Annotated in this window: 13 protein-coding genes; 8 read left to right on the forward strand and 5 right to left on the reverse strand. The window is 55.4% G+C overall.

The window, feature by feature from the left end:
- The first annotated feature begins 103 nt into the window (after positions 1–103).
- Positions 104–1,030, forward strand: coding sequence for a universal stress protein (locus KGB03_RS17280; protein WP_111448922.1), 927 nt, complete (start codon positions 104–106; stop codon positions 1,028–1,030).
- A gap of 383 nt (positions 1,031–1,413) precedes the next feature.
- Here the strand turns inward: KGB03_RS17280 and yiaY are convergent, their stop codons facing one another.
- Positions 1,414–2,562, reverse strand: a complete 1,149-nt coding sequence (gene yiaY / locus KGB03_RS17285) for an L-threonine dehydrogenase (RefSeq protein WP_046046748.1) — start codon at positions 2,560–2,562, stop codon at positions 1,414–1,416.
- Positions 2,563–3,120: 558 nt separating this feature from the next.
- On the opposite strand from yiaY, the gene KGB03_RS17290 reads away from it, so the two are divergent.
- Both KGB03_RS17290 and KGB03_RS17295 read left to right on the forward strand, forming a co-directional pair.
- Positions 3,121–3,489, forward strand: coding sequence for a hypothetical protein (locus KGB03_RS17290; protein ID WP_223527808.1), 369 nt, complete (start codon positions 3,121–3,123; stop codon positions 3,487–3,489).
- A gap of 140 nt (positions 3,490–3,629) precedes the next feature.
- The gene (locus KGB03_RS17295; protein ID WP_192410574.1) at positions 3,630–4,052 is read left to right on the forward strand and encodes a hypothetical protein; all 423 of its coding nucleotides are present in this window, start codon (positions 3,630–3,632) and stop codon (positions 4,050–4,052) included.
- 167 nt (positions 4,053–4,219) lie between these two features.
- Here the strand turns inward: KGB03_RS17295 and KGB03_RS17300 are convergent, their stop codons facing one another.
- The gene (locus KGB03_RS17300) at positions 4,220–4,702 is read right to left on the reverse strand and encodes a hypothetical protein (RefSeq protein WP_223527809.1); all 483 of its coding nucleotides are present in this window, start codon (positions 4,700–4,702) and stop codon (positions 4,220–4,222) included.
- 596 nt (positions 4,703–5,298) lie between these two features.
- Here KGB03_RS17300 and KGB03_RS17305 point away from each other — a divergent pair.
- Positions 5,299–6,192, forward strand: a complete 894-nt coding sequence (locus KGB03_RS17305) for a transporter substrate-binding domain-containing protein (protein WP_223527810.1) — start codon at positions 5,299–5,301, stop codon at positions 6,190–6,192.
- Positions 6,193–6,801: 609 nt separating this feature from the next.
- Entirely contained in the window at positions 6,802–7,728 is a 927-nt protein-coding gene (locus KGB03_RS17310; RefSeq protein WP_223527812.1) for a transporter, read from the forward strand.
- 50 nt (positions 7,729–7,778) lie between these two features.
- Here KGB03_RS17310 and KGB03_RS17315 read toward each other — a convergent pair whose 3' ends face one another.
- Positions 7,779–8,048: a hypothetical protein gene (locus KGB03_RS17315; protein WP_223527815.1), complete on the reverse strand. Its 270-nt coding sequence runs from the start codon at positions 8,046–8,048 to the stop codon at positions 7,779–7,781.
- A gap of 142 nt (positions 8,049–8,190) precedes the next feature.
- Between KGB03_RS17315 and KGB03_RS17320 the strand changes: the two genes are divergently transcribed.
- Positions 8,191–9,324 (forward strand): aminotransferase class V-fold PLP-dependent enzyme, encoded by a 1,134-nt coding sequence (locus tag KGB03_RS17320; protein WP_223527818.1) that lies wholly within the window; start codon positions 8,191–8,193, stop codon positions 9,322–9,324.
- Between the two features lie 221 nt (positions 9,325–9,545).
- Here the strand turns inward: KGB03_RS17320 and KGB03_RS17325 are convergent, their stop codons facing one another.
- On the reverse strand, positions 9,546–10,295 hold the full coding sequence (locus tag KGB03_RS17325) for a tetratricopeptide repeat protein (protein ID WP_218536264.1): 750 nt from the start codon (positions 10,293–10,295) through the stop codon (positions 9,546–9,548).
- A gap of 145 nt (positions 10,296–10,440) precedes the next feature.
- Positions 10,441–11,397 (reverse strand): AraC family transcriptional regulator, encoded by a 957-nt coding sequence (locus tag KGB03_RS17330; RefSeq protein WP_192410568.1) that lies wholly within the window; start codon positions 11,395–11,397, stop codon positions 10,441–10,443.
- A 198-nt stretch (positions 11,398–11,595) separates the two neighbouring features.
- Here KGB03_RS17330 and KGB03_RS17335 point away from each other — a divergent pair, with 198 nt between their 5' ends.
- Together KGB03_RS17335 and KGB03_RS17340 are read left to right on the forward strand one after the other, a co-directional pair.
- On the forward strand, positions 11,596–12,549 hold the full coding sequence (locus KGB03_RS17335) for a diiron oxygenase (RefSeq protein WP_223527821.1): 954 nt from the start codon (positions 11,596–11,598) through the stop codon (positions 12,547–12,549).
- 81 nt (positions 12,550–12,630) lie between these two features.
- Positions 12,631–13,053 carry an MAPEG family protein gene (locus tag KGB03_RS17340; protein ID WP_223527825.1) on the forward strand — a complete coding sequence of 141 codons (423 nt, stop codon included), beginning with the start codon at positions 12,631–12,633 and terminating at the stop codon, positions 13,051–13,053.
- Positions 13,054–13,176: the final 123 nt, after the last annotated feature.

Consider the following 13,176-nt stretch of genomic DNA (forward strand, 5'->3'; position numbering starts at 1 on the left):
CTGCCTCCCCGGCCAGCGGCAGGATGAGCCTAAGGTTTCACTGCCCAAACGCACCGTTGCCATTGAGCGCAAGCGTTTCTGGATTACCCACGGGAGATTTGTCATGTCTGAGCAATTACGTTTGATGCTGGTCGTCTCGCCCTTGATGGAAAACAGCCCCGCGTTCGACCGGGCCGCAGCGTTGGCCAAGGCTTCGGGTGCGGCACTGCATATTGTGGCGTTCGACTACCTGGAAGGGCTGGCAACGGCCGGCATGGTCAACGAACAAGCGCTGGAGCAGATGCGACTCGGGTATGTCGAGCGCCATCGCCAATGGCTGGAAGAGCAGGCCCGTCCCTTACGCAAAATCGGAGTGCACGTCACCACTGAAGTGATCTGGGTGGAAAGACCCTTGCAGGAAATCCTCATTCACCTCAAAGAACAGCCGATGACCGCACTGATCAAGGCACTCGAATACGAATCGCTGCTATCACGCCTGATGTTCACGCCCCTCGATATCCATTTACTGCGCGAATGCCCCGTGCCTTTGCATTTTGTCAGTCACGTGCGGCACCCCCTGCCACGCAAGATTGTCGCCGCAGTTGACCCTTTCCATCGCGATAACCAATACGAAGGTTTCAACGACCGGATTCTGCGCGAGGCCGCAAAACTGGCGAGCGCCTGTAACGCGACGCTGGATGTGATCTATGCCCATGACCTGTCTTCCATCAGCACCGACGAATTCGGCTTCGACAACGCCTCTGCATTCTTTTCCTCAGGTACCGCCAAGACGCTGTTCGATGCACAAAGCGATGCCTTCCGCGAGCTGGCCGAGCGCAATGGTATTCCTCCGGAGAACCAGCACATGATCATGGGCAATCCGGCCAAGGTTCTCTCCAGTTACGCGGATGCCTATGACATCGACGTCATCGTCATGGGCCGGGTCGGCCATCGGGGCATTGGTCGATTGGTCGGCAGTACGGTGGAACACCTGCTGTACAAAATGCCGTGCAGCGTATGGGTGATTTCACCGGAAGAATTGGCTGAGTGAAAGAAGCCCACGAATCAGAAAGAACGAGATGCGGGGCCGCAAACGGATGGTTGAGCATCCCTTAGGGACGCTCAACCAATGGATGGGTGCGAGGTATTTTCTGACGCGAAAGCTGGCCGGGTTAAGTTCAACCGAAGGCGTAATGCTGTTCACTTAAGCGCGCTCTTGGATCGTGCGTACCTCTGTGGCGAGCGAGCTTGCTCGCGCTGGGCTGCGTAGCGGCCCCAAAAATCTGACAATCATTGCCGATTTTTGTGAGTGCTACGCACTCAAGCGCGAGCAAGCTCGCTCGCCACAGGTTTCTCCGATTCCAGACTCTCTTAAGTGAACAGCATTGAACCGAAGGCGGGGCTTTTGATCGGGCTGGCGCCACTTCATATCGGTTACATCGCGGTATGGAAAATCTGCTCGATCTCGTCCTGATTGGCAGGACGCGGATTGGTAAAGCCGCAGGCATCCTTCATGGCATTGGTTGCCAGGATCGGGATGTCGTCGGCCTTGGCACCCAGTTCGGCGAGGCCGCTCGGAATACCGACATCCGAAGACAGTTTACGGATGGCGGTGATGGCCGCGGCGGCGCCTTTTTCCGCATCCAGATGCTGGGTGTCGACACCCATTGCATTGGCGATGTCTTTAAACCGGGCCGGGCATACGCTGGCGTTGAAGCTGGCGACATGGGGCAGCAGGATCGCATTACAGACGCCGTGAGGCAGGTCGTAGAAACCACCCAGTTGGTGCGCCATGGCGTGGACATAACCCAGCGAAGCATTGTTGAAGGCCATGCCGGCAAGAAATTGCGCGTAGGCCATGTTTTCCCGGGCGGTCATGTCGTCACCCTGGGCAACGGCAGTGCGCAGGTTGGCCGAGATCAATTCCACGGCCTTGAGTGCGCAGGCATCAGTGATCGGCGTTGCCGCAGTCGACACGTAAGCTTCGATAGCGTGGGTCAGCGCGTCCATGCCGGTGGCGGCGGTCAGGCCTTTGGGCATGCCTGCCATCAGCGAAGGATCGTTGACCGACAACAGTGGGGTGACGTTACGGTCGACGATGGCCATTTTCACGTGCCGGACTTCGTCGGTAATGATGCAGAAACGGGTCATTTCACTCGCCGTGCCAGCGGTGGTATTGATCGCGATCAACGGCATCTGTGGCTTGGCGGATTGATCCACGCCTTCGTAATCACTGATGTGCCCGCCGTTGGTGGCGCACAGGGCAATGCCCTTGGCGCAGTCATGGGGTGAACCGCCGCCCAGGGAAATAATGAAATCACAGTCGCTGCGCCCCAGCAGCTCAAGACCTTTCTCGACATTGCTGACCGTCGGATTCGGCTTGGCGCCATCAAACAAGGTGGAGTTGATGTCCTGCTGGGCCAGAAGGCTGGCGACCTTGGCGGCCACGCCGGCTTTGGCCAGGCCTGCATCAGTGACGATCAAGGCTTTACGAAAACCATATTTGCGGATGGCGAGCATCGCTTCGTCGAGACTGCCAATGCCCATCATGTTCACGGATGGAATGAAGAAAGTGCTGCTCATGATAAATCCTCTTTTACTCTGGAAACCCGGAAATCAGGTGAGGTCTTCTACTCATATCGCAGGCTGTGAGGCGGGTCTGATTGTCGTCATTGACGAGCTCAGCGGGAGACGTGCTGCATCAAGTGTTCAGGCGAACAGTGTTTTAAGATGCAGAGGTGGATGGGCCATCGCAGCCGGTATCTTTTGATCATGGGATTGAGCCTAAACCTGTGACGCCAGACTGGAATGGTCCTTTAGCTTTCATTGGCACCTCCTTTAGTACTGGGAGGTCATGCGCACCGCCAAGTCCGGTGCGAGATCTGTGGGAGCCGGGCTTGCCCCAATGTCAGTCAGTTAAGGATGTTCAGGTGAACTTCACACCTGTGGCGAGGAAGCTTGCTCCCGCTGGGGCGCGCAGCGGCGTTTCTTGGCTTTGCGAGATTGGGTAGATGACTTGGTCGGATGCATGCGGATCAATCGACAGGCTGAAATCGGCCAAGAGCAGACTGTGGACAGGTAGCCGCTGATGTCTCTACGCTGGTCGATCCAGTGACAGCACAGCGGTAAAAAGGAGTAGGCATGTTGGAAGTTGTCATTGATCGAGATAGCGTGCATGCAGGAGACGATATGCACAGTCATGAAACGTCAATTAACGTCGAAGCCACCGCAACGCTAAGTGTGTTGTTAGATAAGGTGCAAACCTTGGGCTACTTGCCAGGCATCAGGGGTGGCGAGGCTACCTGGATAATTTGTACGTCTGAAAACCCAATAGGCGTTTTAGCTCAGCAATGGTCAGAGCCAAAACTGACGGTGCCCGCCGACAGTATGGTAAGTGAATATTTCGCAGGCATCGAACCTCGCCTTTTGTTCAGATATTGGTGCCAGAAAAATCCAGATCAGGTTTTCGACCATATCAAGGTCGGTAATGAGCCACCTCCAGTTTATTAGTGGTCAATGGCAACCCTAGCTGTAGTCCTGGACTCGAGGTCCGCTTGGGGTCGTTTTCAGTCGGTCACGACAGGCAGAAAACGGCCAAGAGCCGCCAGTCGACTTCCCTTAAATAAGCGCTAAGCAAGGTAAATTTCGCGATGAAAAGCTGGATAGCTAATACGAAAATTAATGCCCTGTTAGGGGCTAGCTCTCAAAAAATTGATGGCGTGAAGGTTAGGCGGACCCTTATAGAGTACTGCGACAGGTATCAAAAGATTTATCCTTTTGCAATTCTGGAAGAGCCACTTGAACTCCTGAAAAACAATGTAAATTCAGATGATAAATATAGGGAAATGCGAGCACTGCTTAGGGTTGCGACTGAAGAATACTGCATTAGTTTAAACGAGATAGCCGATGCTCTTCTTGACCTGATAGACACTCGTGTCCTTACTACGGACCAAGCAAAAAAAATTATCAATCACGTTTTCGAAGCATTTTCCTGCAATGAAAGCCCCGAAGATTTCATTCCAAGAGAGGATGCCTATTTGTGCAAAAATCTGTTTGCGATTACCTCCAACTAGCAAATGGTTGAAACCGCTCGCCTTGCTCGCTAGGACGGGCCCGATTGGGGTGACTAGTTACTCGCCTCGGGACATTTTTGGGCCTTTGATGACCGGCCGCTTCTGGCCGTAAACACCCTTTCGCGAAGGGCTGCTATGGGTCGATTTCGGCAAGAATCATATGCGCTTCAGGACAGCTTACAGTCACTTGCACTCATCACGACTGATGTAACCGGCATCATGTCTCGGCCTACATAGTTATAGCGGTAGGTTCCGCCAAGTCTCATAACGCGCAAAATCTGCGGTTGGGTACAAATTGCGGCCAGTGTCGACCTGAAATACTGGTAGGTTTTAAGCGTGTTGAATTCAGCCGCATCCGCTTTTACCAATCGCACCCAATAGGTGAACTGTCTCCCGGAGCCGGAAACGTCGTACAGTTCCATCCCATCATTCAGCTTTTCCGGGAGCTTGGCCTTCATCGGTCCAATAGCCTTGTAAAAGATCTGCGCAAACAGATCATCCAGCGTCATGCCCGAGGCCGCTAACTCGTCCAGCAGGGGCTGAGTACTAGCATCCGCGGCAGCGCCTTCTGGCATTTTTGTCTTAACAGACTCGACTTTCGGCACCACAGCGGCACATCCCGTAACCATCAATGACATGGCAACTGCCACGATGCGAATTATCCTGGGCAATTTTTTCACAATCCTTGAAATTCAAAGTGCATGATCTTATCGCAAACGGCCATTAGCCATCACGCTGAGCGAGTATGAAAGCGGGATGGGCTTTCTGTTTTTGCGTCAGCTCAGCCTTGGGCGACCGGCAGAAATGGGTCGATTTCGGTCGGTCGTGACAGACAGAAAACGGCCAAAAGCTGAAGTAGCCTGTTTGGGGGGCAGACATTCAAGATCTAGCCTAACCCGGCGCTACGCGGCTTTTTAGTCCGGCGCCCATATCGATCAATACGTTAAGACCCGGGCTTTAGATGCGTCTAAGTGTCAGCGAAACATCTTCCCTCGTTTCCGCGACCCCAAATACTCCAACGGTAGCGTGGCGTCTTAAGCGCAAGAGCCAGCGATCCGTCGCGATGGAATTTGTGCGACTTCGCACATTACTCGGTTTTCTGATCTGGCTCAAAGTATCTACCGTCCCTGGGCGTAGTGTTTGCAATAACGTTTCGTAAACACGCCGGAAATGGGGTGCTCATCCTTCACGTTTTTCAGTGTGTTTTTGAGATGTTTTTGCCTTTTTCATACTCAAAGGGTGTCCGATGAAAACCTCATATTTCGTAGCAACGACAATCCTCGCCGCAGGCTTGTCTGCCGTTGCATCTCCTGCCAACTCGCAGACACTCGAAAAAGTTGCCGATAATAACAAAATCACCGTGTCTTACCGGGAGGCATCGGTACCTTTCAGCTACTTGATCAGTCCTACCGAAGCCGTGGGTTTCTCAGTCGATTTAACCGATGCCATCGTTGATGATGTGCGCAGGAAGCTCGACAAACCGAACTTAGAAGTGGCTTACATTCCTGTGTCTTCGCAAACCCGCATTCCGTTGCTTGTCAACGGCACATACGATCTGGAGTGCGGTTCGACCACCAACAACGCTGCGCGTGGCAAGGACGTGGCTTTTGCAATTAGCCATTTCTACACCGGCACGCGCCTGTTGACCAAGAAGACCTCAGGCATAAAGAACTACGCCGATCTCGCAAAAAAGACTGTCGCCAGCACGGTCGGCAGCACGAACGAGAAGGTCCTCCGCCAATACAGTACCGACAACAATTTAGATGTACAGGTCGTCTTGGGTAAAGACTATGACGACTCCTTGGCGCTGGTTGAAAATGATCGTGCCGTAGCGTTTGCCATGGACGATATCCTGCTTTATGGCCTCATGGCGAACTCCAAAAATCCCGGTTCGCTCGAAGTCGTGGGTGATGCGCTGCAAGTCGAACCCTATGGCTGCATGCTTCGCAAAGATGATCCCGAGTTCAAGCAATTGGTCGATGGCACCATAACCCGTCTCATGGAGTCGGGCGAATTCGCAAGGCTATACACCAAGTGGTTTGAATCACCGATTCCTCCAAAAGGAATGAATCTGAATATGCCGATGAGCGAGCAGCTCAAAGCCAATCTCAAGGCGCGCAGTGACAAACCAGTGCTGTAAAGCTTAACGAGTAACTGAGCAAATGACATATAGAAGAAAAAGAACTCCGCCAGGAGGTATGGATCACGATTGATTACTCCGCCGGAGTACGTACATGGATTGCCTGATATGTGGAAACAAGCTTGCTCGTATTGCGTCTTCTGGCGTCTGGACGGAGTTTCATTGTCCTGAGTGTGGTTCCGGTCGCGTAACCATGGAGCTTCTTAGCTTAATGATGCTGATGCGAGCTCGGTTTGATGTGTCGCTGAGCCGAAAATGGCTTGCAGAACAACGGAAGTTCGACCCGCTCCCTATTATGCAAACCTCAGATCTCCCATTTTTGACAATCCACTGACTTACTGACTCATTCACTGAGTGCTGTTGGCCGTATTCCGCTTGTGACCAAGGCCGCTGTCGGCCATGAGCGGACATTGACCTGGGACTGCTACCGGCCAGAGCAGTCATTCGTGTTGGCGTTCAATAACGATGCTTTTATCTATGACGCCGCAAAACCGAATAGATTTATCCAGCTGGCGAGACGCTCATTTTCACTATGAGTGCCAAACGAATGCAGATGAGCTACTACAATCCTTAGAACTCCGGGGCCTGACAGAAAGCGAACGAATGTGGATGAAACACAAACTCTACCTCGTCTGGCTGATTCGGTTCGCATCCGCTTCGCTCATCATCGTAACCTGCGGTGCAGGCGCAGAAGATCTCGAACCAAGGTCCTACGCCAATACGCCGGTCGGTATCAATTTCCTGCTCATGGGCTATAGCGATCTGCATGGCAACGTAACGGCCAACCCCTCAATCCCGCTTCAGGACGCCAAGCTCAACATCAAGACGGTCGTGTTTGCCTTTGCCAGGTCCCTGGACGTCTGGGGCCGCTCCGGGAAGTTCGATATTGTCGTGCCTGAGGCAAAATTGACCGGCTCCGCCCTGTTCAACGGTGAACTCAAGGAGCGTAATGTGACCGGGTTGATCGATCCGAGATTCCGCTTCTCGGTCAACCTGTATGGCGCCCCGGCGCTGTCCCTGGCTGAATTCCCCGGCTATCAACAGGATGTGATTATCGGCACCAGCCTGGCGATCACGCCCCCCCTCGGGCAGTACGACGAGAACAAGCTGGTAAATCTGGGTAACAATCGCTGGTCATTCAAACCCGAGCTCGGGATTTCCAAGCGCCTGGGGCCAGTGACCCTGGAGTTATCCGGCGCGGGCACCTTTTACACCGACAATAATGAGTTCCTCGGCAACCACACACTCTCCCAGAACCCGATTTACCAGGTACAGGGGCATCTAATCTATGCCTTTAACAATGGAGTTTGGGTTGCGCTGGATACGACCTACTTCACTGGCGGAAGTAGTTCAGTCGATGGAGTCGGTAATCACGACTACCAGGAAAACACACGTTACGGATGCACTCTGACGCTGCCATTGGACCGAAACCATTCACTAAAGCTGAGTGCGAGTAATGGCGGACATACCCGCACGGGCAGCGAATACGACTCCATTGGAATAGTCTGGCAGTATCGCTTCGGCGGCGGGTTGTGAAACTTGGGACTTGCTTTAAATACCCTTCATTGATCCGAGCTTTCCCAACGTCATAAGTCGTTGACGGCAGGGGTAGCCACCCAGCCGGCCTCCAAGCCTCCGGGCAGCATTTGCCCAACTTCTTCTCCAACCTCCGAGTCAATCAGCTTGTTTAGCTTGGCGTTCATGGTCATGAGGAGGTCGGCGTTATTTGTCGGATCCAGCGCGAGGATTAGCTCGGTAGCATTACCGAATGTGGCATTGAGTAGCCCACCCACGCTCTCGCCCAGATGTGCGGCCAATTGCTCGGTGGCGCATCCAAGCCAGCCTGCCAGCGGCAAGATGGCGAGCGCACGTCAAGTAACCGACCTGATGATGCCAGCCACTCGACAGAAGTCGAAAATCAATCCCGAGCAATCTTGTCATTTGCCAAGGCTTAGGGCAGGGTCGATACCACTGAGTCTCTGTCAAAGGAGTCACCCCATGTCAAAGCTATATCCCAGTATCGATCCCGAGGGGCTGGTCGAGTACTCAGTGGTCTACACCGACCGCTCGCTCAACCACATGTCGCAGTCATTTCAAGACGTGATGAAGAACATTTCCAGGACTCTGAAACAGGTCTACAACGCCCAGGCTGTTGCGGTGGTCCCGGGCAGCGGCACATTCGGCATGGAAGCGGTGGCGCGACAGTTTGCCACCGACCAGCAATGCCTTGTGATTCGCAACGGCTGGTTCAGTTATCGCTGGAGCCAGATCCTTGAGATGGGCAACATCCCGGCGGCCACCACGGTGCTGAAAGCCCGACCGGTCGACACGGGTCGCCAGACTGCCTACGCCCCACCCCCTCTGGACGAAGTGCTGGCAGCCATTGCGGCGCAGAAGCCGCAGATTGTCTTCGCTCCCCACGTTGAAACCTCATCAGGGATTATCCTGCCCGACGAGTACCTGCGGGCCGTCGGCGACGCCGTGCATGCGGTAGGTGGCCTGTTCGTGCTGGACTGCATCGCCTCAGGCACGCTTTGGGTTGATATGCACAAATGCGCAGTCGACTTGCTGATCAGCGCACCGCAGAAAGGCTGGAGCGCCTCCCCTTGCTGCGCCCTGGTGATGCTCAGTTCTTTGGCCCTCGAGCGCATCGAACACACGCATAGCAGCAGTTTCGCCTGCGACCTGAAAAAGTGGCTTCAGATCATGCAGGCTTACGAACAGGGCGGACATGCCTACCATGCGACCATGCCCAGCGATTCCCTCGCGCGATTCAACGAAGTGATGAAAGAGACGCAAGCCTACGGTTTCGACAAGGTCCGCGACGAACAACAGGCTCTGGGCGATCGGGTGCGCGCAATGTTGACCGGCAAAGGCATCAAAAGCGTGGCCGCAGCCGGCTTTCAGGCCCCTGGTGTGGTGGTGAGCTACACCGATGATGCCGACATCAAAAGCGGTAAGAAATTTGCCAACCACGGCCTACAGATCGCCGCCGGAGTGCCGTTACAATGCGACGAGCCGGCCGACTTCCAGACCTTCCGCATCGGTCTGTTCGGGCTCGAAAAGCTGCACAATATCGAGCGCACGGTCAGCACCCTCGAACAGGCACTGGACGAGGTGATGGTTAACTAAGCCCTCATCTTGCCCGCAGCACGTGCGCCCTTCAGCGCTATCAGAAAAGGTTTCCAACGAAGCCTTTCACGGGGCGGATGATTGGCGGCTGTATGACTTGGATCGACCCAAAGCTGACGATGGCGACAGGCAGAAATCGGCCACGCCCCTGCCTCCCTCAACGTGGAGCACAAACCCTGAACACCATTGCGACTTAACCGGCCAAAAGGACACTCAGAAACTCAACCGTGCACCAGGTAGGCTCCTGACGGAACCCGATATCGCAGCTTCTTGCATTTGCCGGGTTTGGGCTGATGCCCGGGCGGGCGATCAGGAAACCAGATACGGCATTTACCCGGAGGCGGCCAATGGCCGCGGGGAATCTCAACCTCATCGTACGCAGGCCGCTCTGGCTCGACGAAAGCCACTGGCAATTCTCCTTCGGGCCCTGGCCCGCCAGCCGTCGGTGAATCCGATACCCTTTCCGCCTGTGCGCTAGCGAAGTTGCCAGCGTCGGCTTGTTCAGCAGCGGCCATTTCTGCCTCGCGGCGCTTTTGGACCTCCTCTTTGAGCCCCTCCTGGACTGCGACCAGGTCCTCTTTGGCGTTGGGTGAAGTACTTGAAGCCTTGGCCTGCTGCGCCGCCTGGATCAATTGGAAGTTGCGGTTGCGTAACTCGACGTTGCGACCAACCCGCATGTTCGAGCGCGCCGCCAACGTTTCAGCCTGCTCGTACTGCCCCTGCTGAAGACGCAATACACCAAGGTAATGCAGCGTCGCGGGATTGTTCGGCTGGATATGCAGGGCACGTTCCAGCGTGGCAGCGGCTTGGTCCAACTGGCCATTTTCATACTGCCCAGAGGCGGTTTCGATTAGCGTGGTTGATGCGCTGTTACTTTGCGAGGGCGCCTTTCGCTCGGCAGCAACCGAGCAAAGCGACACGACGGCGCAGAACGCCAGGATAAGACCCGGCAGAAAACTCTTGGTTGGCATCAAGGGGCGGACTCGGCGGATCGAGGACGGCACTGCCGCAAAGCAGGCCACCAGCGCTGCTCGGCGTCGCCGATACAGGGCCCCTGTTGACCTGGCCATTACCCCGAAGTTCCCGCTGCATCGGGCACATCGGCACCGGACCTTCTCATGCGGATTGTCTACGCCAGGTGCCGGGTGATGTGCCGAACTGGCGTTTAAATGCGCGGCTGAACGCTGCTTCGGATTCGTAGCCCACTGCAAAGCCGATTTGCGCCACATTCCCGCGACCTTCGCGCAGGTGTTGAGCCGCCACGTGCATACGCCAAAGCGTCAGGTATTGCATCGGTGGCTGTCCGACCAATGCCGTGAATCGCTCCGCGAATACCGAGCGCGACATGCCCACTTCAAGCGCCAGGGCTTCTGCCGTCCAGCCCTCGGTTGGACGAGCATGGAGCAGCGCCAATGCGCGCCCGATATGCGGATCTCGCAAACCCGCCAGCCACCCGCGCCGTTCAGCGGGGAGGTTCGCGACATACTGGCTGACGGCTTCGACGAACAGCAGTTCGGATAGCTTGGCGATGACCGTTGCCGAGCCGACGCGCCCCGCCGCGATCTCACTGACAGCGAAACGGAATGAGCTTTCAATCCAGGCCCCCGAAGCCGTCGTGCGGACATCTAGCTTCAATAAGGATGGCAGCGACGAAAGCAACGGACTGAACGGTGTTTCAGAGCCGAGGAATCCGCACAATAACTGTGTGATCTCGCCGCCCCCGCCGTACTTGATTCGTGAAATGCCGCCGACTTCCGGCGGCTGAATAACTTCGCGCGCCGACATGGGCGCAATGCTCAGATCACTGCCAAAAGTATGAACGTCATTGCGAGGCAGCAGAATGAGTTCGCCTGCCCGCACGTCGAGGGTGGCGCCATCGTCGATTCGCAACTGCATGTGCCCCGCCGCGACAAAATGCGACGCAATGACATGTCGAGGTGCCGCCAGGAACGGTTTGCAATCGTCTGCAGAGATTCTTCCGCTGATGCACCAGGGCGCAGTGAGCTCCGCCTCGAGGAAGACCCCTCCAGACAGCCGAATCACACGCAAGACATCAGAAAGCGCATCCAACAATTGCCAGCCCTCCTTTCCGGAGTCCGGAGCATGTAATCAGGCGCACTGGTCATTCGCCGCCTGAACTGCGAGGCCTAGATTAGCACCAACGTAGACTCAGTGATCGAGACGCTCCCCAGACACTTCACCAATGGTCATTGCCCCCGCGTTAACCGTAATTGGCCCATTCCAACTCGACCACGCAAGCCGGAGATCAATATGAACACCGCAGCTACCCTACCCCGCTCAGATTCAGGCAACGCCGACCGTTATGCTCAAATCGTCAGATCATCGAAGAAAGCGGAATGGCAGATCGATCGTGATTTGCTACAGGACCGTAGCTTCGACTTCTCGCGAAAATTCTTGCCCGACGGACTATCGCGGATCGACCGCCTGACCTTTCTCACCGCGGACGAGGCGCGCCTGCTCAGCCAGATTCAGGGCCGAACCTATGCGTATATCTTTGGCCTGGTCGAGCGTTTTATCAGTGCCAAAATGCTCGATCAAGGCCGGGCCCATGTGTTTGACGATCAGCTCGCACTCGAAGCGCTGGTGCGCTTTTCCAACGACGAGATCAAGCATCAGGAACTGTTCCGGCGCATTGAGACGATGATTAGTACGCACTTGCCGGCGGGATATCGTCAGGTTGCCGATCCAAACGATGTGGCGCGCGCGGTACTGGCGGCCAGCACCTGGTCGGTGCTGGCGCTGACCTGTCATATCGAGCTGTTTGTTCAGACGCACTACGTGCAAAGCATCGCCCCGCGCGAGGAGTTGTGCCCACTCTTCAAGGATGTCTTCAAATTTCACTGGAAGGATGAAAGCCGGCACGTCGTACTCGATGAACTGGAGTGGGAGGCGGAGCACGCGAAACTGTCCCCGGCCGACCGCGACCAGGCAGTGACCGATCTGATTGCGCTGGTGGCCGCCGTCGACGCCATCCTGCAGGCACAATCGGCATCCGATGCCGACTACTTCATTCGAATTGCTTCGCGATCGTTCAGTGTCGATGAGACAGCGCAAATCAACACCTGCGTGCTGAGCGCCTACCGCTGGCAATACATCATCTCGGGTGTGCAGCACCCACACTTTGGCCAGCTGCTTGCGCGCATGACAACACCTGCACAGATGTCCAGGATTCAGACCGCACTGGCACCCATCATGAGCAATTGATCGACAGGGGGCGACCGACCGCGCGTCGGTCGCACGACGCTGGGATGACGTACTGAAAATGATTGATTGAGGATGGCAGCCATGACGATTCCGATGTGGATGCTGCTTGGATTTGCAACCTGGACTTTACTGTTGTTGATGGCAACCGTCGGGGTGTATCGCTGGGTCAGAATCTTGTTCTCGAGTGTTCCGATTGCTTCCTTCCGAAGCGATCAGCTCGAAGGCGAGGATTGGTATCGCCGCGGGACAAGAGCACACGCGAACTGTGTGGAGAATCTGCCTGTCTTTGGCGTCATCGTGTTGGTGATTTCAGCCCTGGGTGTCGACGGCCTTGCGGTGAACTACTTGTCCATAATCGTTCTGATCGCTCGTGTGTGCCAGTCGCTGGTTCACGTATCCCATGTGCAAACCGATACGTTCGTGGCGGTTCGATTTACCTTCTTTTGCGTGCAGTTGGTCTGTTTTCTCGCACTCATTGTGATAGCCGCTTGTTACGGCACCTGAATACTCAAATAGAGGGATGAATTCAGGCCTGTCCTGCCAATCAACATTTCGTTCGGACGCGCCCCTGGCAAGTCAGAGGTTAGATTCGATCCAGACTATCTTCGGCGCGACCGGTTGAAAACG

Origin of the sequence: Pseudomonas sp. BF-B-26, assembly GCF_019956495.1 — a bacterium.
Taxonomy (GTDB): domain Bacteria; phylum Pseudomonadota; class Gammaproteobacteria; order Pseudomonadales; family Pseudomonadaceae; genus Aquipseudomonas.